The organism is Klebsiella sp. JN_Kp126, from assembly GCF_033843325.1.
GTDB classification, from domain to species: domain Bacteria; phylum Pseudomonadota; class Gammaproteobacteria; order Enterobacterales; family Enterobacteriaceae; genus Klebsiella; species Klebsiella michiganensis.
Genome location: NZ_JAWXQV010000050.1, coordinates 35,993 through 56,034 on the forward strand (window position 1 = coordinate 35,993; position 20,042 = coordinate 56,034).

Genomic DNA, 20,042 nt, shown 5'->3' on the forward strand with positions numbered 1-20,042 from the left:
TTCACCTTATCTGGTATTTATGAAAATTAATTATCTGGATGATGAAGACCTCTCTTTTCTTCATCGCTGTAGCGAAGAGCATCTGGAAACATTCACCCGAATTCTGACCCACAATGAGAATGGAAAGCCGCGCCTTTCAAGCACGCTATTACGTAATCAAACTTTCCAGGCGATGGCAGGGCATCCCGAACGCTATCGTCGCAACTGGCAGCTCATTGCCGGCGAGCTCCAGCACTTTGGCGGCGACAGCATCGCCAACACGCTGCGTCGTCACGGAAAGTTCTACCGGGAAATTTTGCTGGATGTCTGCAAGCGGCTAAAAATCAAGGTAGAGAAACACATGTCTACGCCGGAAATAGAACTGCATCTTCTGGAGCATTTCCTGGAACACAGCTGGAAGAAAATGGACGATCGGCAGAAAGCTGACTTCTTCACTGCCGTTGAGTGCCGGGTCAACGAGCATAAAGCGTTACTTCCCCATCTGCTGCAGACAAATAAGCTGGCGCAGGGCGTCACCCACCTTCTGGAAATCCGGCTGGCGAAGATCCTGCGCACGCACGCCGCGGTTAGCGTCATCGGCCACGGTCTGGTTCGCGGCGCGGGGCTTGGCGGCCCCCTCGGCGCCGCGTTTAATGGCGTCAAAGCCGTGAGCGGCAGCGCTTATCGCGTGACCATCCCGGCCGTACTGCATATTGCCTGTTTGCGGCAAATGACCAGACTTCATCAGGTGAAAAATGAAATTGGTGAAAAATACCCCGCCAGATCATAGACAGTTTCGCAGCACCTAATTATTATGCCGCGCCCCGTCGCTGAGAGGCGGGGAATGCTTCCCTTTCTAATCATTATTTTGAGGAATTATGGGCAACACTAAGTTGGCTAATCCGGCACCGCTGGGCCTTATGGGCTTCGGCATGACCACTATTCTGCTTAACCTGGCAAATAGCGGCCTGTTCGCGTTTGATGTAGCTATCCTGGCGATGGGCATTTTTTACGGCGGCATTGCGCAGATTTTTGCCGGCCTGCTGGAATTTAAAAAAGGCAACACTTTTGGCTTAACCGCATTTACGTCTTACGGCGCTTTTTGGCTGACGCTGGTTGCCATTCTTCTGATGCCGAAAATGGGCCTTGCAGAAGCACCCAACGCGCACTTCCTCGGTATGTACCTGGGACTATGGGGCGTTTTTACCCTGTTTATGTTCTTTGGCACCCTGAAAGCCGCGCGTATGCTGCAGTTTGTTTTCCTCAGTCTGACCGTGCTGTTCGCGCTGCTGGCGATTGGTCACCTGGCTGATAACGAAGGCATCGTTAAGATTGCGGGCTGGGTCGGTCTGGTCTGTGGCGCTAGCGCCATCTATCTGGCGATGGGTGAAGTGCTGAACGAGCAGTTTGGCCGCACCGTTCTGCCAATCGGCGAAAAGCATTAATTAACGTCGCCGCCCGTTCGCGAGCGGCGACGTGAGCCCTATCGATTTACGGCAGGCGCTGCAGTTCAGCTTTCGGCGCAGCGACCTGTTGTTCCAGCCCCTGGCGCAGCCAGATCCCCAGCCCCAATCCCATCAACGACAGTGCCAGCACGTACCACGCGGGCGCCATCGGCGAAACGCCCATCAGCATGGTCACCGCAATCGGCGTCAGACCGCCAAAGATGGCGTAAGAGACGTTATAAGAGAATGAGATACCGGTAAAACGCACTTCAGCCGGGAACGCGCGCACCATCACATACGGAACCGCCCCGACCACGCCGACGCACAGCCCCACCGCACCGTAAAGCAGGAACAGGCGCTGCGGGCTATCGCCGGAAAGATGATAGAACGCCCAGCTTGCCGCCGCGAGGAATACGCTGCCGACAATAAACGTGCGGCTGGCGCCAAAACGGTCAGCGGCCAGCCCTGCCAGCAGGCAGCCGATACACAGCATGATAGTGGCAATACTGTTCGCCTGCAGGGTGATTGCGGGGGCAAAACCGTAGTGCTTTTGCAGCCAGACCGGCGACATCAGGATCACCACCACCACGCCGGCGGATAAAAGCCAGGTCAGCAGCATTGAGACCACCACCGCTTTCTGATGCTTCAGCGCGACGGCTTTAACCGGCAGCTCCTGCGCTAACGCTTTACGCTGCTGCATTTCGAGGAAAATCGGCGTCTCCTGGAGCCAACGGCGCAGATACATGGCGACAAGACCAAACGCGCCGCCTAACAGGAACGGAATACGCCAGCCGCCATCGTGGATACCCTGAGGAGTCAGATGAGTATTAATCAGCGTCGCGACGACCGACCCCAGTAATATCCCCACCGTCAGGCCAGCGGTCAGCGTACCGCAGGCGATACCTATTCTTTTTTCCGGTACATGCTCCGCCACAAAGACCCAGGCGCCGGGGACTTCACCGCCAATCGCCGCCCCCTGAAGAATGCGCATAAGCAGCAGCAAAAGCGGCGCCACGATGCCTACCGACGCGTAGGTGGGCAGCAGGCCAATCGCCAGCGTAGGCAGCGCCATCAGTAAAATACTTAGGGTAAACATCTTCTTACGCCCGACCAGATCGCCAAAATGGGCCATAATGATGCCGCCAAGAGGACGAGCTAAATAGCCCGCCGCAAAAATGCCGAAGGTCTGCACCTGGCGCAGCCATTCCGGAATATCGGCCGGGAAAAATAGCTCGCCGACAACGGCGGCGAAGAAGACAAAGATAATGAAATCGTAAAACTCCAGCGCGCCGCCGAGGGCGGCCAGCGTCAGCGTTTTATAATCCTGTCGATTCAGAGGTCGGGTGTAGTGTGACATAACGGGCAATCATCCAGAGGTATGAAGATATTCTACGCACGGTGTAAAGTAAAAAACACTATATCGTAAATAAAACAACACACCACTGGTGATGCAGGTTATATCAGGAATACGGTAAATTCAGGATAATGTTTCACGCCTGGCGCTTTTAGGACGGAAAGCTGCTACTACTTCGCCGTTTGTTTCCACGTAAGGCCCCTCAAGCAGCTGTACACAATACGGTACACTCGCGAAAACGCCGTGCACCAGCACGTTACCTTCCGCATCTTTCACACCTTCCAGCGTTTCCTCAATCGCCTTTGGCTGCCCGGGCAGGTTAAGGATCAGCGCCTGCTTGCGGATAACGCCAACCTGACGAGACAGAATGGCCGTCGGCACAAAGTGCAGGCTCACCTGGCGCATTTGCTCACCAAAGCCGGGCATCACCCGATCGGCAATCGCCAGCGTCGCATCCGGGGTGACATCACGGCGGGCCGGGCCCGTGCCGCCGGTCGTCAGGACCAGATGGCAGCCCATTTCATCGACCAGTTCACAGAGGGTTTGCTCGATAATAACCTGTTCATCCGGGATCAAGCGGGTTTGCAATTCGAAAGGCGTGGAGAGCGCACGGGCCAGCCACGCTTCAAGCGCGGGAATGCCTTTATCCTGATAGACGCCGCTGGAGGCGCGATCGGAAATGGAAACTAAGCCGATTCGTAAGGTGTTCATGATTATTCCGTTCAAACAGTATTAATAGACAGAATAATACACCGAGGGGAGCAAGGCAGACAGTTTAATGTGGCCGACGGACGCCGGCCACATGGGGGATTACAGCAGATCGCCGATCATTTTTTCCAGTTTTTCCTGGTCGATCGCAAACTTGCGGATACCTTCCGCCAGTTTATCTACCGCCATCGGATCCTGGTTGTGCTGCCACAGGAATTCAGATTCGGTGATACGCGCCGGACGCGCTTTAACTTCGCCGCTGAAGGCCAGTTTGCGTTCGATGGCGCCTTCGCTTTCCGCCAGCTCTTTCAGCAGCGCAGGAGCGATAGTCAGACGGTCACAGCCGGCCAGTTCGAGGATCTCGCCGAGGTTACGGAAGCTTGCGCCCATAACCACCGTTTCGTAACCGTGCTGTTTGTAGTATTCGTAGATTTCGCTTACGGACACCACGCCCGGATCTTCTGCCGGCGCGTACTCTTTCTTATCGGTGTTGGCTTTGTACCAGTCGAGGATACGACCAACGAACGGAGAAATCAGGAATACGCCCGCTTCCGCACAGGCACGCGCCTGAGCGAAGGAGAACAGCAGCGTCAGGTTACAGTTGATGCCTTCTTTTTCCAGCTGCTCAGCGGCGCGAATGCCCTGCCAGGTAGAAGCCAGTTTAATCAGAATGCGATCGTTGCCGATGCCAGCATCGTTGTACAGTTTGATGAGGCGCTTAGCTTTGGCGATAGAAGCCTCGGTGTCATAGGACAGGCGAGCATCAACTTCGGTGGAAATACGGCCAGGGATCAGCTTAAGAATTTCGAGACCAATGTTCACCGCCAGCTTATCGGAAGCATCGATAATCTGCTGCGCGCGGTCGCTGCTCTGGCCGCGAGCCCAGGCAACGGCGTCATCAATCAGCTTACGGTACTCAGGGATCTGAGCCGCGCCGAGAATCAAAGAAGGGTTAGTCGTGGCGTCCTGAGGCTGATACAGCTTCATTGCCGCGATATCTCCGGTATCAGCTACGACAGTGGTGTACTGACGCAGAGAAGTCAATTTATCCGTCATGATAGTGTTTCTCTTAAACAGCAGTTAAGGGGATGTAACCGGTCTGCCAAGATGATAACACGCTGCCGGGGCAGCGCAACCGCCTACAATGCATGAGCGCAGAGTGTGATAAACTGGGCCAATTAATTCCCTGAACACTAAAGGATTGTCACTGGATTGGTAGCGCTTACACTCGCGCACCGATATGGGCAAGAGGATGCTTGATGCCTGATTTTCTGTCGTTTATCAATGAAATACTCTGGGGCTCGGTAATGATTTATCTGTTACTGGGCGCTGGCGTTTGGTTTACCTGGCGAACAAAATTTATACAGTTCCGTTATATCCGCCAGTTTAGCAGAAGTCTGAAAAAGAGCCTTCAGCCGCAGCCCGGCGGGTTAACCTCTTTTCAGGCGCTCTGTATGAGCCTGGCGGCGCGCGTGGGCAGCGGCAATATGGCAGGCGTGGCGCTGGCCATTGCCGCAGGTGGTCCCGGCGCCGTTTTCTGGATGTGGGTCTCGGCGCTGCTCGGCATGGCGAGCAGTTTCGCCGAATGTTCTCTCGCGCAGCTTTATAAAGAGCGCGACTCCCGCGGGCACTTTCGCGGTGGCCCGGCCTGGTATATGGCCCGGGGACTCGGCATGCGCTGGATGGGCGTGATGTTTTCCATTCTTCTCCTGCTAGCCTACGGCGTCATATTTAATACCGTACAAGCCAACTCCGTTGCCCATGCCATGGAGTATGCGTTTCGTTTACCCGATGTTATCACCGGCGGCGTGCTGGCGGCGCTGGCCCTGCTGGTCATCGTTCGCGGGATTCGCGGCGTAGCGCGGCTGATGCAGTGGCTCGTGCCGCTTATGGCTTTACTGTGGGTGCTGACCAGCCTGATTATCGGCCTGTGGCATATCACCGCCCTGCCGACGATTTTTGAAATCATTTTCCGCTGCGCTTTCGGCTGGCAAGAGGCCGCTGCCGGCGCGGTAGGCTACACCATCAGCCAGGCGCTCACCAGCGGCTTTCAGCGCGGGATGTTTTCCAATGAAGCGGGTATGGGCTCGACGCCAAATTCCGCCGCCGCTGCCGCCTCCTGGCCCCCTCATCCCGCGGCGCAGGGGATCGTACAGATGATTGGCGTCTTTATTGATACCATCGTGATCTGTACCGCCAGCGCCGTGATCATCATGCTGGCGCCGCGAGACGGCAACGAAGAAGCGGCAAGCGGCATTCAGGCCATCCAGCACGCGATGAACAACCTCGTCGGCGACTGGGGTTCCGGCTTTGTCGCTTTTATCGTGCTGCTGTTCGCCTTCAGTTCGATCGTCGCAAACTATATCTATGCCGAAAATAATCTCATTTTTCTCCGCATGGATAGCCTGCGTAACATCTGGCTGCTGCGTCTGCTCACGCTGTGTATGGTCGTCACCGGCGCGATGGTCAGCCTACCGGTGGTCTGGCAGATGGCGGATATCATCATGGCGCTGATGGCGATAGCTAACCTGACGGCTATCCTGCTGCTGTCGCCGACGGTGCGGATCATTGCCAGCGATTATCTGCGACAGCGGAAGCTGGGCCAGCGGCCGGAATTTGACGTCACCCGCTACCCTGAAATTCATCAGCAGCTGGTACCGGGAACATGGGACAACCTGCCGCGCGAATAGCGCGGCAATCGCAGCTATCGATCCTCTCATGACGTTTTTTTGCTAAAGTCGTCAAAAATTTCCTGTAAGGACTGGATATGCTCATTCTGATTTCACCTGCAAAAACGCTCGATTATCAAAGCCCGCTGGCAACGACGCGTTATACCCAGCCAGAGCTACTGGAACACTCTCAGGAGCTTATCGGCATTGCCCGTCAGCTGTCGGCACCGCAGATTGGTAAACTGATGGGCATCAGCGACAAGCTGGCTGACCTGAACGCGACCCGCTTTCACGACTGGCAGCCAGACTTCACCCCGGACAACGCCCGTCAGGCGATCCTGGCGTTTAAGGGTGATGTCTATACCGGCCTGCGGGCAGAGACCTTTAGCGAAGCCGATTTCGATTTTGCCCAGCAGCATCTGCGGATGCTTTCCGGCCTGTACGGCGTTCTGCGCCCGCTGGATCTGATGCAACCCTATCGTCTGGAGATGGGGATTAAGCTTGAGAACGCGAAAGGCAAAGATCTGTATCAGTATTGGGGAGACGTTATTACCGATAAGCTGAATCAGGCGTTGAAAGCCCAGGGCGACGATATTGTGGTAAATCTGGCCTCTGATGAGTACTTCAGGTCGGTGAAACCCAAACGGCTTGAGGGCCAGCTGATTAAGCCCGTATTCCTTGATGAGAAAAATGGCAAGTTTAAAGTGATCAGCTTCTACGCTAAAAAAGCGCGCGGCTTGATGAGTCGTTACATCATTGAGAATCGCTTAACGAAGCCGGAGCAGCTGACCCGCTTTGATAGCGAAGGTTATTTCTTTGACGCCGATGCTTCGGGTAACGGAGAGCTGGTCTTTAAACGCCACGAGCAGTAAAAAAACCGCTTCCCTGCCGCAAATCACGCAGCAGGGAAGCGCTGTTTCAGACTTAGCCCATCATCAGCTTACGCAGCGCGGCAAAATCGGCCGGCAGATTATGCGACAGCAGCGGCAGATCGGCGCGATCGGCCAGCTCTTTCGGCAGCGGCAGCGTCTCTTGCAGAATCTCTTCCACGCTCTCTTTAAACTTCGCCGGATGCGCCGTGCCGAGGAACAGGCCGTACTCACCCGCCTGCAGCTGGTCGCGCAGCGCGCGATACGCAATCGCCGCATGCGGTTCTGAGGTATAGCCGATAGCCTTCAGCTCACGCATGGTCTCTTTGGTGGTTTCATCATCCACCGCCGCGTAGCCCAGCTCATTCAGGCGCCAGATTTTACGACGGAACAGCTCTTCCACGCGCGGCCAGTTGTTCGGCTGGCTGACGTCCATGGCGTTAGACAGCGTGGCCTGGGTTGCTTTCGGCGACCAGTTACCGTCCTGCAGGAAGCGCGGCACGGTGTCGTTGGCGTTAGTCGCCGCAATAAAGCGTTTGATTGGCAGACCCAGAGATTTGGCCAGCAGGCCGGCGGTCAGATCGCCAAAGTTACCGCTGGGTACCGAGATAACCAGCTGGTTACGGGCTTCCTGAGGCAGCTGAGCCACGGCTTCAAAGTAATAGCAAATCTGCGCCAGCAGGCGGCTGATATTGATTGAGTTAGCCGAGTTAAGACCCAGCGCAGCTTTCAGCTCTTCATCATCAAAGGCCTGTTTAACCAGCGCCTGGCAGGCGTCAAAGTCGCCGTCGATAGCCACAGTTTCAATGTTACCGCCGAGGGTGCAGAACAGCTTTTCCTGCAGCGGGCTGATTTTGCCGCGCGGATAGAGAATGACCACTTTGACGTTTGGCAGGCCATAAAACGCGTGCGCAACCGCCGCGCCGGTGTCGCCGGAGGTGGCCGTCAGAATAGTGACCGGTTTGTCGCCTGCGATATGGGTGAGCATCTGCGCCATAAAGCGGCCGCCGAAGTCTTTAAACGCCAGAGTCGGGCCGTGGAACAGTTCGAGGCAGCCGACGTCGGCCTGCACTTTGCTGACCGGCGCCGGGAAGGTAAAGGCATTGCCGATGCGCTCTTGCAGAACGCCCTGCGGGATCTCATCGCCGATAAATGCCGACAGGATTTTTGCGCTACGCGACACAAAGTCCTGCTGCAGCATCTCGTCGATTTCAGTCAGGCTGAATTCCGGCAGATCGTGCGGGAAGAACAGCCCCTGATGCTTGCCAAGCCCCTGCGTGACGGCCTGCGCAAAGCTGACCTGTTCGTTATGATCTTTTAAGTTATAGAGTTTCATTGGTTATCCCACTACTCGAGCGCCCGCCGTGTCCAGCCGGCAAATATGAACGAAGCCTTCCTGATTTTGCAGATAGTGCGTAGCCAGCCAGTCGGCGACGCGCTGCGCGGTTTCCGGTTTATCGCATAGTGCAAACAACGTTGGACCGGAACCGGAAATGCCGCACGCCTGCGCGCCAATTTCCATTGCTGCCTGACGCGCTTCGCTGAAGCCCGGCAGTAGTTTGGTACGATACGGTTCGGCAATCACATCTTTCATCAATTTCGCCGCCAGCTGAGGCTGGCGGGAATAGCAGGCGTGAATAAAGCCCGCCAGATGACGACCGTGGGCAATACAGTCCTGACGGCGATACTGCGCCGGCAAAATTGCCCGCGCTTCCGCGGTGGAGACCTTAATACCCGGATAGGCCAGCACCCACAGCCACTCGTCGAAGGCCGGAATCTGCTGGCTGATGATACCGTTTTCCTCAAGCATCAATTGTATCCCGCCCAGATAGCACGGCGCGACGTTATCGTAATGGATACTGCCGGAAATCCGCCCTTCCATCTCGCCCATCAGCGCCAGCATTCGGCTCTCATTGAGCGGCTTGCCGCAGAACTCGTTCATCGCGACCAGCGCGGCGACGACGGAACAGGCGCTGGAACCCAGGCCGGAACCAATCGGCATGTTTTTTTCCAGGGTCATCGCCACCGGTACCTTCTTGCCAATCTCCTGGCAAAAACGCTCCCAGCATTGATAGACGATATTTTCCTGCGGCGCCGTCGGCAGTTTACTGGCGAAGCGACCCACGTTTTGCAGGCTAAAGCTTGTCGCCGCCTCAACCGAGACATTGTCCCCCAGCAGCGTGCCGTCAACCGGCGTTACCGCCGCGCCCAGCACGTCAAACCCGACGCTCATATTAGCACTGGAAGCCGGGGCATATACTTTGACCATCTTAAACTCCTAACTTCCATGACAGGGTACGCAGCAGGTCAGCGAAAACGCCAGCTGCCGTCACATCGTTACCCGCACCATAACCGCGCAGCACCAGCGGCAGCGGCTGGTAATAGTGGCTGTAGAACGCCAGCGCATTCTCGCCGTTTTTCACTTTAAACAGCGGATCGTTGCCATCAACCGCGGCGATTTTCACGCGGCAGGTGCCATCCTCTTCGATATTACCGACATAGCGCAAGACCTTACCTTCATCACGCGCTTTTGAGACCCGCGAGGCAAACTCGTCATCCAGAGAAGGCAGGCGTGCCATAAAGCTGTCGACATCGCCGCTGGCGTCAAAACCCGCCGGTAGCGCCGGCTCTACGATAATGTCAGACAGCTCCAGTTCGCGCCCGGTTTCACGCGCGAGGATCAGTAGCTTACGCGCGACATCCACGCCGGAAAGATCGTCGCGCGGATCCGGTTCGGTATAGCCCATTTCACGCGCCAGCTTCGTCGCCGCAGAGAAGCTTACGCCTTCGTCCAGCTTACCGAAGATAAATGACAGCGAGCCGGACAGAATACCGGAGAAGCGCAGCAGCTCATCGCCGGCGTTCAGCAGATTTTGCAGGTTTTCGATTACCGGCAGCCCCGCGCCGACGTTGGTATCGTATAAAAACTTACGTCGTGAGCTGCTCGCGGCATGACGCAGCTGATGATAGTAATCCAGCGATGAGGTATTGGCCTTTTTGTTCGGCGTCACCACGTGGAAACCCTCGCGCAGGAAATCGGCGTACTGATCGGCCACCGCCTGGCTGGAGGTACAGTCGACAATCACCGGGTTCAGCAGATGGTACTCTTTCACCAGACGAATAAGTCGCCCCAGGTTGAACGCCTCTTTGGCTTCCGCCAGCTCATCGCGCCAGTGTTCAAGGTTCAGGCCGTGTACGTTGGTCAGCAAGGCGCGCGAGTTAGCCACCCCGCAAACGCGGAGGTCGATATGTTTACTCTTCAACCAGCTCTGCTGGCGCTTGATCTGTTCGATCAGCGCGCCGCCGACGCCGCCGATGCCAATGACAAACACTTCAATCACCTGATCGGTATTGAACAGCATCTGGTGGGTCACGCGAACGCCGGTGGTCGCATCATCGTTGCTCACGACAACGGAAATAGAGCGCTCGGAAGAACCCTGGGCAATCGCCACAATGTTGATATTGGCGCGCGCCAGCGCAGCGAAGAATTTAGCGGAAATCCCACGCAGGGTGCGCATACCATCGCCGACAACCGAAATAATCGCCAGGCGTTCCATGATCGACAGCGGCTCAAGCAGCCCCTCTTTCAGCTCCAGATAAAATTCATCTTCCATTACCCGCTTCGCCCGAGCGCAATCGCTCTGCGGCACGCAGAAGCTGATGCTGTATTCGGAAGAGGACTGGGTGATAAGAACAACGGAGATTCCCGCGCGGGACATAGTGGCGAACACGCGCGCCGCCATGCCAACCATCCCCTTCATCCCCGGCCCGGAGACGTTGAACATCGCCATATTGTTGAGATTAGAGATACCTTTCACCGGCAGATCGTCTTCATCGCTGCTGCCGCCGATAAGCGTACCCGGTGCCTGCGGATTGCCGGTATTTTTGATTAAACAGGGGATCTGGAACTGGGCGATGGGGGCGATAGTACGCGGGTGCAAAACTTTGGCGCCGAAGTAGGAGAGCTCCATCGCTTCCTGATAGGACATCGACTTCAGCAAACGCGCATCCGGCACCTGACGCGGGTCGCAGGTATAAACGCCGTCAACGTCGGTCCAGATTTCACAGCAGTCGGCGCGCAGGCAGGCGGCCAGCACCGCCGCGGAGTAGTCAGAGCCGTTACGGCCCAGCACCACCAGTTCGCCCTTTTCGTTACCGGCGGTAAAGCCCGCCATCAGCACCATATGGTCAGCCGGGATCTGGCTGGCGGCAATGCGGCGGGTCGACTCGGCGATATCCACGGTGGATTCGAGGTAATGGCCAACGGCAAGCAGTTTTTCAACCGGATTAATCACCGTGACGTTATGACCGCGCGCTTCCAGTAAGCCGGCCATAATAGCGATGGAGAGCTTTTCTCCCCGGCAGATCAGAGACGCATTGACGCTATCCGGGCACTGTCCGAGCAGGCTAATACCGTGCAGGACGTGTTTGATTTGCGCAAACTCCTGCTCGACAAACATTTTCAACTGAGCGTGCGGAAAGCCCGGCTGGGCATCGGCGAGGCCTTGCAGAAGTTCGGCGAAAATGCGTTCGGCATCAGCGATATTGGTCAGCGCATCCTGCCCGCCAATGGTTTTTTCGATCATCGCAACCAGATGGTTAGTGATCTTCGCCGGGGCAGACAGTACGGTCGCTACCTGCCCCTGCCTGGCATTACTCTCCAGAATATCGGCAACACGCAGAAAACGTTCTGCATTTGCCACTGATGTACCGCCGAACTTCAACACACGCATGGTTATGACCCCTTGATTTTTTATCGAAAAAAAAGCCCGCACTGTTCAGGTGCGGGCTTTTTTCTGTGTTTCCTGTACGCGTCAGCCCGCACCGTTACCTGTGGTAATAGTGGTGGTGATAATCGTGGTGATCATGCCGATGCGATTCATGGATGTTGTGTACTCTGTAATTTTTATCTGTCTGTGTCCTGTGCCTATATTGGTTAAAGTATCTGTCGACTTAAGTCAACGAATTTCTACTTTTAGCCCTTTTTTTCACACTTGGCCAATACGCCATAGCAACCTGACAATTCATCCGCATTTACGCATCCAGACGCCAATAATTAGCACATAAGACCATATGAAAATAATATGACAGCATTTTACCCTGGGAGGTTTTTTTCAATATCGTGCAGTAAACGATGCAGCATGGCGGTGTCTCGCTGCTGCAAAAGTCCTATCCGCTGCTCCAGCCAGTCGGACAGTTTTACATCGTCACCCGCGCCGAGGCGATTAAGCAGATCGCGCGTTCGCAGGCGTAACGCCTGCAGTTGATTATCATCTGCGTCGGCGGAGGTTGACGGGGCCTGCTGCAGCAATGAGGTCAGCTGGTAGCAATAGACCATCACCGACTGCCCCAGGTTTAGCGAAGGATAGTCAGCCGCCATCGGCACACCGGTCAACACATCGGCAAGGGCCAGCTCTTCATTCGTCAGACCAGAATCTTCCCGACCAAACACCAGCGCGGCATGATGCATCCACTGCGCTTTTTCTTCCAGCAGCGGCAGGAGCTGCTGCGGCGTCGCATAGTAGTGGAAACGCGCCCGGCTGCGGGCGGTCGTGGCCACGGTAAAATCAACATCGTGCAGCGCCTGCTCCAGCGTGGCATAAGTTTTGATATTATCGAGGATATCGCCAGAACCGTGCGCGACCCAGCGCGCGGCGGGCTGCAAATGCGCCTCGCTATCGACGATACGCATGTCGCTAAACCCCATGGTTTTCATCGCTCTGGCTGCCGCCCCGACGTTTTCCGCCCGAGCCGGGGACACTAATACAATTGATAAACGCATTCGGTTTCTCTTTTACCTTTTAGGCGGTGGGAATAACGATTTTTCCCCTCATTTTACGCGCCGTGAATTTACAAATTTGCAACAAAAATCACTAAATTTGAGCTTTATCACCCATAAAAAAAACTAAACTATTCCCAAGGCACCATGACACAGAGTATGTTAACAGAACGGCTTTATCCGTATGTTTGGCAATGAAATTTACGTCCGAGTACGTTTTGAGGCTTTGGATTCACCGCGTTTATTATTTTCTCATTGCAACTAATTGAGCGAAGTATGAATTGTGAAGATGAATCCCGTTTAGATGCAATGATTTCACAAGACTGTTAACGTGCTACAATTGAACTTGATATATGTCAACGAAGCGTAGTTTTATTGGGTGTCATGCCTCACTTAGCCTGTTATGTTGCTGTTAAAATGGTTAGGATGACAGCCGTTTTTGACACCGTCGGGTCCAGAGGGAAAGTACCCACGACCAAGCTAATGATGTTGTTGACGTTGATGGAAAGTGCATCAAGAACGCAATTACGTACTTTAGTCATGTTACGCCGGGCATGTTAATTTGCGACATGCACCAGGCAGGTCAGGGACTTTGGTACTTCCTGTTTCGATTTAGTTGGCAATTTAGGTAGCAAACATGCAGACCCCGCACATTCTTATCGTTGAAGACGAGTTGGTAACACGCAACACGTTAAAAAGTATTTTCGAAGCAGAAGGTTATGATGTATTCGAAGCGACCGATGGCGCGGAAATGCATCAGATCCTGTCTGAAAATGATATCAACCTGGTGATCATGGATATCAACCTGCCGGGTAAAAATGGTCTCCTGCTAGCACGCGAACTGCGTGAGCAGGCGGACGTCGCGCTGATGTTCCTCACCGGCCGCGATAACGAAGTGGATAAAATCCTTGGCCTCGAAATTGGCGCCGATGATTATATCACTAAACCGTTCAACCCACGTGAACTGACGATCCGCGCGCGCAACCTGCTCTCCCGTACCATGAACCTGGGTACCGTGAGCGAAGAGCGCCGTAGCGTGGAAAGCTATAAGTTCAACGGCTGGGAGCTGGATATCAATAGCCGCTCGCTGGTAAGCCCCAATGGTGAGCAGTACAAGCTGCCGCGCAGTGAATTCCGCGCCATGCTGCACTTCTGCGAAAATCCGGGCAAAATCCAGTCGCGTGCGGAACTGCTGAAGAAAATGACCGGCCGTGAGCTGAAGCCGCACGACCGTACCGTGGACGTGACCATCCGTCGCATTCGTAAGCATTTTGAATCCACTCCGGACACCCCGGAAATTATCGCCACCATCCATGGCGAGGGGTACCGCTTCTGTGGCGACCTGCAGGAATAACACCGTTTTTCTTGCTGTCATAACGTAAAAACGGCGCAATTCGCGCCGTTTTTTTTATTTCCAGATCCTGAGCTTATCGTCATCCTGACCAGCGTCCGGCAGCTCACCTTTTGCCTTCGGCAGAGATAACGCGTACCAGTCAACGTGGCGGGTCAGGAACATCAGCGCACTTAACGCCAGCAGCAATACGCCGGTCCCCAGCAGCAATGCGCTATCTTCCGATCGCAACAGCATCCACATGACGCCGTCCAGCAGCAGTAGCGCACAGACGAACAGTAAACTGTTACGCCAACCTTTCAATACTGCCTGAAGATACACCCCGTTGATGAGCGCGCCTAGCAGGCTGGCGGCAATCCACGATGCCGTAAAACCGATATGTTCGGAAAGCGCCAGCAGCACCAGATAGAACATGACCAGCGACAACCCCACCAGCAGATACTGCATGGGGTGCATGCGATACCGCGTTAAGCTTTCAAAAACAAAAAATGCCATAAACGTCAGCGTTATCAACAGAACGGCATATTTTGTCGCCCGATCGGTCAGCTGATATTGATCGGCGGGCGTGGTGACATTCACGTTGAAAGCGGGCAACTGACGCCACTCAATCTGCCGACCCTCAACAAAAAACTTCGCCATATTGTTGGCAAACCAGGTGCTTTGCCACTGGGCGCTATAGCCTGTTGGGCTGACCTCCCGCTTTGCAGGTAAAAAGTCGCCAAGGAAACCCGGGTGCGGCCAGTTGCCGGCAAGCTGTAAGGTACTGTTGCGCCCAAGCGGAACCACCGAGAAACTGCCGCTGCCATTCAGATTGAGCGTGAATTCAATATCCAGCGCTTTTTGTTCAGGGAGTAACAGCGGCATCGGCATATGAATGCCCTCCCCCCTATCGTCGAGACCCGGCCCAGGCTCAATGGGTAGCCTCTCGCCATTGAGCTCTGGTGACTTAATCTCGCCAATACCGCGCGCATCGCTGACGCTGACGACCAGAAACGGTCTGCCCAGCGTAATCGTTTCCTTCCTGAGCGCCTTGATGCGCGAAGGTTCAAAATGCGCTTTGACGCTGAGATTATTGTGCCAGATCTGCCCCTCATAGATACCGATTCGCCGGGATTCAACATCCTGATTACCGGTGACCGCCAGCGTCTCCGGCAGCCAGTAGTGTACCCATTGGGTTTGATATTCTACCGTTTTAGTTCCCTCAACCCGCGTTAGCGTCTCGGTCACCGGAATGGCAATCAGCGGTCCGGCCAGTTTCTGCGATCCGCTGGTGCTGCTCTCCAGCGCGTCAACCACGTCGCTACGATAGTCCGCGCGTTCAACGATCAGCTGCCGGACCAGCATCAGCGGGATCGACAACAGTAAAATGCACCCCAGCAGGGTGCTCATTTTCCAGAATAGTGGTGATTTCAACATAGCCCTCTCCTTAGTGATGCGCTCACCTTAAAGGGGCCGTGTGGGGAGAGTTTGAAGCTATGTGAAGTGAGCGTGAAGTGTCAGCAAAGCGCACGCGCCGCCTTCAGGGCGATTAACCAGCTGGATATCCCCCTGATGCAGGCGCGCGACTTCACGAACAAACGCCAGCCCCAGGCCACTGCTTTTTTGCCCATTTTCACGAGGCAGGGAATAGAAACGTTCAAAAATACGCCCCAGGGCGTAGTCGGGAATGCCGCATCCCGTATCGCATACGGTTAACAGCACGCCGCCATCACGCTCTTCCGCACCAAGCAGGATTTCCCCTGCGGAAGGCGTGAAATCGATAGCATTATCAACGAGATTACCCAACGCCTGCGCCAGAAGCTCCCGATCGCCTTCAACCATCAGAGGCGTATCCTGCCAGCGCAGCGTCACTTTTTTCGCCGCCAGCGCGATCTCGCGCTCCTCGGCCAGGCGATGAAATAGCTCAGCGACGGGGACGGGACGTCGGGCGATCTCCAGCCGGTTCTCCAGCCGGGCCTGCTGAAGCAAATTTTCCACCAGCGACTGCATTCGCGCGTTCTGCGCCAGAATATTACGCGTAAAACGGGCGGCGACCTCAGGCGGAGGAGCCTCACGGAGAATTTCTGCCGCGCCGCGAATCGCCGCCAGCGGGCTCTTCAGCTCATGGGTCAGCGCATAAATATAGTTTTCAATGGCGTTTTTTCCTTCAAGCTTAAGGCGCATACTCTCCAGCGCCTGCGCCAGCTTACGCAGTTCACTGCCGCCCAGATTCGGCAGCGGAACCGGACGATCGGCGGTCACGGAGTCCGCGTAGCGAACCAGCTTGCCGATGGAAAAGTTAATCCACCATACCATCGCAGCGCCTATCAGGAGCGCGATCCCCAGTAGCGCCCCGCCGGCCCACAGAATACGCCGCTCGCTGCGTTTAATGACCGGCGCCATGGCCAGATTGGGTTTCCCGACGCTTAGCACGCCAATGATTCGGCCGCTGTCAGTCACCGGCGCGGCAATATACATCACCGAGCTGTTATCATCGTTCGGATCGCTGCGCGTGCTGCGCGCGCCGTATTGCCCGCGTAAAGTGAGCCAGACATCGTTCCAGCGCGAGTAGTCTTGCCCCAGCGCACTGCCCGCAGAATCAAACACCACCTTGCCCTGCGCATCGGTCATATAGACGTGATATTCATTGCGAACTTTATTAATGCCGGCAATGTTGGCGTTGATCGGCTGGCGATGCAGCGTTTGAAAAGCCTGGGCCAGGCGCCCGTGCTGGGGATCGGCGGAGAGTAAATCCTCGCGGGCCAGCTCGGCAAGCAGGGTAGCCGTATCAATCAGCGTCCCTTCGGTTGCCCGCCGGACCCCGGGTTTAATCTCCTGAACGAAGATGGAAAGCACAAACCAGGCCGCGATCGCCACAATCAAAAAGTAGCCCATCAGCAGCCGCATACCGATGCGCATCAGAAGCCTCCAAGGCTGTATCCCATGCCGCGGTGCGTATTGATGGGGGAGATGTCAGGGTTCACTTCTCGCAGCTTAGCGCGCAGCGTTTTGATATGAGTATCCACGGTACGATCGAAGCTCTCGTTCGCATCGCCCCATACCTGCTCCATCAGCAGCTGGCGGGAAAAAATGCGCCCCGGAGAGTGCAGTAACGTTTTTAATAATAAAAACTCATAGCGGGTCAGATTCAGGCTCTGACCGCACCAGGTGACCCGAGCCGCGGCGTCGTTCAATGTGAACTCCCCCACGCGCAAGAGCGGTGGAGGGGCGGCGAACTTCTGCAGCCGCCGCAGAACGGTGCGAACTCTGGCGCAAACTTCACGAGGGGAAAATGGCTTGGCAATATAGTCATCAGCGCCGATTTCCAGGCCAAGCAGCTTATCCACCTCTTCACTGCGGGCCGTCAGGAACAGCACCGGCAGCGCCGGGTAGCGGGCAAGCAGCCGCCGACAGAGCTCAAACCCGCTGATATCCGGCAGCCCGACGTCGAGAATCGCCAGGTCGGGTTGGTGGTGATGTGCCGCATCGAGCGCCGGCAGCCCGCGCTCGAACGCCGTAACGATAAATCCTTCCTGCTGCAGCTGGTAGACGAGCGTATCGGCGATGCTCATCTCATCTTCCACCAACCAGATCCGCGGTTGTTGCATCGGCGTTCCCTGTTATTTATTCCATGGCATAATCGGCACCGCGCTAATCGCGTTCTTCGGCGAGCCATCGACGATTTTATCCGAATAGGTCAGATAGACCAGCGCATTGCGTTTGGCATCGTAAAAGCGCACCACCTGCAGCTTTTTAAATACCAGCGAGGTGCGTTTCTGGAACACGACATCGCCCTGCGTTTTACCGTTTTTGATTTTATCCGTCAGCTCAATCGGCCCCACCTGCTGACAGGAGATCGCGGCATCAGAGGTATCTTCCGCCAGCCCTAACCCGCCTTTAATTCCCCCGGTTTTCGCCCGGCTGATGTAGCACGTCACGTTTTGTACATCCGGGTCGTCAAAGGCCTCTACGACAATTTTATGATCCGGCCCAAGGAACTTAAACACGGTATCCACAGAGCCAATTTGCTCCGCCTGCGCCATCTGAGACCCCGCCAGTAAAAGCATACCTGCCACTAACTTCTTGTATTTCATATTGTTACCATTCTTAAAAATTTAGCTGAGTGATTATCACACATTAAGAAGAAAAGTTTTATAGATCACAGCTTTACAAAATTACCACCGATACTTCTGGAAGAATCGCATTTAAAAGCAAAAAAAACACTGAATGCTAAAACATCAAAAAATGCTATTATCCGCTACCTTTAGTATCAGGCACCTGAGTTTAAGGATGGGGATATTTTATGGATCAAGCAGGGATTATTCGCGATCTCCTTAGCTGGCTGGAAGGTCACCTGGATCAGCCACTCTCACTGGACAATGTGGCAGCGAAGGCGGGCTATTCCAAGTGGCATCTGCAAAGAATGTTCAAGGACGTGACCGGCCATGCCATTGGTGCCTATATTCGCGCCCGTCGCTTATCTAAGTCAGCGGTTGCCCTACGCCTGACCGCGCGTCCGATTCTCGATATTGCGCTGCAGTATCGCTTTGACTCGCAGCAGACTTTTACTCGCGCATTTAAAAAACAGTTCTCGTTGACGCCAGCCCTTTACCGACGCTCCCCCGACTGGAGCTCTTACGGTATGCGTCCTCCGCTGCGTCTGGGCGAGTTCACCATGCCGCAGTACGAATTCGTCACGCTGAACACCACTCAGCTGGTCGGCGTGACCCAGAGCTATACCTGCAAGCTGGAAGAGATCTCCGATTTCCGTAATCAGATGCGCGTGCAGTTCTGGCGTGAATTCCTCGCCAATACGCCGTCGATTCCTCCGACGCTGTACGGCCTGCATGAGCCGCGTCCGAGCCTCGATAAAGACGATGAGCAGGAGGTGTTTTACACCACCGCGCTGACGCCGGAGCTGGCTAACGGCCATCTGCACAACGCCCACCCGGTGACGCTGGAAGGCGGCGAATACGTGATGTTTACCTACGAAGGATTGGGCACCGGGCTACAGGAATTTATTCTGACGGTTTACGGCACCTGCATGCCGATGCTCAATCTCACTCGTCGTAAGGGCCTGGATATCGAACGCTTCTTCCCGGAAGATGAAAACCGGAATCAGGAACCGCCTATTCAGCTGCGCTGCGAATACCTGATTCCGATTCGTCGTTAACGCTGTAGCTCATCCATCGCGGGGGCATCAAGATGCGAGACATCCCCCGCGGTTTCCACGACCCATCCCGACGCCAGCCAGGGGCTTTGCTGATAGTCAACGCGAGAGATAGAGCAGTTGCGCAGACGCAGGCGACGCTCCGCATAGGCGGGCAAGCCAAGAATCGTACTCACCAGACACCCCAGCGCCATGCCGTGGCTCACCAGCAGCGGCCGGCTACCTGCGGGCAGCTCCAGACAAGAGGTCAGCGCCGCGTGCATACGGTCGCTCAGCTCCTGCATTGACTCTCCCTGCGGGATGCGCCCGTCGGGCGTACCGTTAACCAGCTGTCGACGCCAGCCCTCTTCTTCTTCGCTCAGCGAGTCGATATGGCGCTTTTCCAGCACGCCCATATCCAGCTCACGCAAGCGTGAATCGGTCATGACGCTGCATCCGCAGGCTTCAGCGATGATTTCTGCGGTACGCCGCGTCCGGCCTAAATCGCTGGCGATAATATGCGTAATCCCCAGCGTTCTGGCGCGCTCGCCTACCTGCCAGGCCTGACGCTCACCGTGGGCGGTAAGCGGACTGTCGGACTGGCCCTGAATACGTCGCTCGGCGTTCCACTGCGTTTCACCGTGGCGAACAAGGTATACCTGTAACATGCTTTATTATCCGTTATGAGCTCTTAACCATTAAGCTACAAGCATAGCCGCCTGCAACAAGAATGATTTGGAGTATACTGCGATGATGTTTA

General features: G+C 55.4%; 20 protein-coding genes and 1 other annotated feature. Of the genes, 6 read left to right on the plus strand and 14 right to left on the minus strand.

What is annotated here, in order from left to right:
- Positions 1 to 19 precede the first annotated feature (19 nt).
- Together msyB and satP are read left to right on the plus strand one after the other, a co-directional pair.
- Entirely contained in the window at positions 20 to 769 is a 750-nt protein-coding gene (gene msyB, locus SIK97_RS09085) for an acidic protein MsyB (RefSeq protein WP_047724547.1), read from the plus strand.
- A gap of 88 nt (positions 770 to 857) precedes the next feature.
- Complete coding sequence (gene satP / locus SIK97_RS09090; protein ID WP_014227851.1) at positions 858 to 1,424, plus strand: acetate uptake transporter; 567 nt, start codon at positions 858 to 860, stop codon at positions 1,422 to 1,424.
- 46 nt (positions 1,425 to 1,470) lie between these two features.
- Here the strand turns inward: satP and SIK97_RS09095 are convergent, their stop codons facing one another.
- The 3 genes from SIK97_RS09095 to tal all read right to left on the minus strand — a co-directional run bounded on the left by SIK97_RS09095 (position 1,471) and on the right by tal (position 4,542).
- Positions 1,471 to 2,781: an MFS transporter gene (locus SIK97_RS09095; protein WP_014227850.1), complete on the minus strand. Its 1,311-nt coding sequence runs from the start codon at positions 2,779 to 2,781 to the stop codon at positions 1,471 to 1,473.
- 120 nt (positions 2,782 to 2,901) lie between these two features.
- Positions 2,902 to 3,489, minus strand: a complete 588-nt coding sequence (mog, locus tag SIK97_RS09100; RefSeq protein WP_004098459.1) for a molybdopterin adenylyltransferase — start codon at positions 3,487 to 3,489, stop codon at positions 2,902 to 2,904.
- A gap of 99 nt (positions 3,490 to 3,588) precedes the next feature.
- On the minus strand, positions 3,589 to 4,542 hold the full coding sequence (gene tal / locus SIK97_RS09105) for a transaldolase (protein WP_004098458.1): 954 nt from the start codon (positions 4,540 to 4,542) through the stop codon (positions 3,589 to 3,591).
- Positions 4,543 to 4,745: 203 nt separating this feature from the next.
- On the opposite strand from tal, the gene SIK97_RS09110 reads away from it, so the two are divergent.
- Positions 4,746 to 6,176 (plus strand): alanine/glycine:cation symporter family protein, encoded by a 1,431-nt coding sequence (locus tag SIK97_RS09110; protein WP_047724549.1) that lies wholly within the window; start codon positions 4,746 to 4,748, stop codon positions 6,174 to 6,176.
- Between the two features lie 77 nt (positions 6,177 to 6,253).
- Positions 6,254 to 7,027 carry a peroxide stress protein YaaA gene (gene yaaA, locus SIK97_RS09115; protein WP_004098454.1) on the plus strand — a complete coding sequence of 258 codons (774 nt, stop codon included), beginning with the start codon at positions 6,254 to 6,256 and terminating at the stop codon, positions 7,025 to 7,027.
- Between the two features lie 52 nt (positions 7,028 to 7,079).
- On the opposite strand, the gene thrC is transcribed toward yaaA, so the two are convergent.
- The 6 genes from thrC to yjjY form a co-directional block, all read right to left on the minus strand.
- The gene (thrC, locus tag SIK97_RS09120; RefSeq protein ID WP_047724551.1) at positions 7,080 to 8,360 is read right to left on the minus strand and encodes a threonine synthase; all 1,281 of its coding nucleotides are present in this window, start codon (positions 8,358 to 8,360) and stop codon (positions 7,080 to 7,082) included.
- A gap of 3 nt (positions 8,361 to 8,363) precedes the next feature.
- Positions 8,364 to 9,293, minus strand: a complete 930-nt coding sequence (gene thrB, locus SIK97_RS09125) for a homoserine kinase (protein ID WP_004128739.1) — start codon at positions 9,291 to 9,293, stop codon at positions 8,364 to 8,366.
- A 1-nt stretch (position 9,294) separates the two neighbouring features.
- On the minus strand, positions 9,295 to 11,757 hold the full coding sequence (thrA, locus tag SIK97_RS09130; protein WP_014227847.1) for a bifunctional aspartate kinase/homoserine dehydrogenase I: 2,463 nt from the start codon (positions 11,755 to 11,757) through the stop codon (positions 9,295 to 9,297).
- Between the two features lie 25 nt (positions 11,758 to 11,782).
- Positions 11,783 to 11,900, minus strand: a sequence feature (Thr leader region).
- Positions 11,839 to 11,907: a thr operon leader peptide gene (thrL, locus tag SIK97_RS09135; RefSeq protein ID WP_004222578.1), complete on the minus strand. Its 69-nt coding sequence runs from the start codon at positions 11,905 to 11,907 to the stop codon at positions 11,839 to 11,841. Its footprint overlaps the feature before it by 62 nt.
- Positions 11,908 to 12,119: 212 nt before the next feature.
- Positions 12,120 to 12,806, minus strand: coding sequence for a tRNA/rRNA methyltransferase (locus SIK97_RS09140; protein WP_057173150.1), 687 nt, complete (start codon positions 12,804 to 12,806; stop codon positions 12,120 to 12,122).
- A 398-nt stretch (positions 12,807 to 13,204) separates the two neighbouring features.
- Positions 13,205 to 13,345, minus strand: coding sequence for a protein YjjY (gene yjjY / locus SIK97_RS09145; RefSeq protein ID WP_001541509.1), 141 nt, complete (start codon positions 13,343 to 13,345; stop codon positions 13,205 to 13,207).
- A 95-nt stretch (positions 13,346 to 13,440) separates the two neighbouring features.
- Here yjjY and arcA point away from each other — a divergent pair, with 95 nt between their 5' ends.
- Complete coding sequence (gene arcA, locus SIK97_RS09150) at positions 13,441 to 14,157, plus strand: two-component system response regulator ArcA (protein WP_002887843.1); 717 nt, start codon at positions 13,441 to 13,443, stop codon at positions 14,155 to 14,157.
- Positions 14,158 to 14,211: 54 nt separating this feature from the next.
- Here arcA and creD read toward each other — a convergent pair whose 3' ends face one another.
- The 4 genes from creD to creA are packed head-to-tail and all read right to left on the minus strand — an operon-like array spanning position 14,212 to position 18,227.
- Positions 14,212 to 15,570: a cell envelope integrity protein CreD gene (gene creD / locus SIK97_RS09155; RefSeq protein ID WP_057173151.1), complete on the minus strand. Its 1,359-nt coding sequence runs from the start codon at positions 15,568 to 15,570 to the stop codon at positions 14,212 to 14,214.
- A 57-nt stretch (positions 15,571 to 15,627) separates the two neighbouring features.
- Positions 15,628 to 17,052: a two-component system sensor histidine kinase CreC gene (gene creC, locus SIK97_RS09160; protein WP_025106862.1), complete on the minus strand. Its 1,425-nt coding sequence runs from the start codon at positions 17,050 to 17,052 to the stop codon at positions 15,628 to 15,630.
- Positions 17,052 to 17,741, minus strand: coding sequence for a two-component system response regulator CreB (creB, locus tag SIK97_RS09165; RefSeq protein WP_004098427.1), 690 nt, complete (start codon positions 17,739 to 17,741; stop codon positions 17,052 to 17,054). Before creB ends, creC begins: the two co-directional genes overlap by 1 nt.
- Before the next feature lie 12 nt (positions 17,742 to 17,753).
- Entirely contained in the window at positions 17,754 to 18,227 is a 474-nt protein-coding gene (creA, locus tag SIK97_RS09170; RefSeq protein ID WP_004098425.1) for a protein CreA, read from the minus strand.
- A 209-nt stretch (positions 18,228 to 18,436) separates the two neighbouring features.
- On the opposite strand from creA, the gene robA reads away from it, so the two are divergent.
- Positions 18,437 to 19,306, plus strand: a complete 870-nt coding sequence (robA, locus tag SIK97_RS09175; RefSeq protein ID WP_014227841.1) for an MDR efflux pump AcrAB transcriptional activator RobA — start codon at positions 18,437 to 18,439, stop codon at positions 19,304 to 19,306.
- Here robA and gpmB read toward each other — a convergent pair.
- Entirely contained in the window at positions 19,303 to 19,950 is a 648-nt protein-coding gene (gene gpmB / locus SIK97_RS09180) for a 2,3-diphosphoglycerate-dependent phosphoglycerate mutase GpmB (RefSeq protein WP_014227840.1), read from the minus strand. The genes robA and gpmB overlap by 4 nt on opposite strands.
- Positions 19,951 to 20,042: the final 92 nt, after the last annotated feature.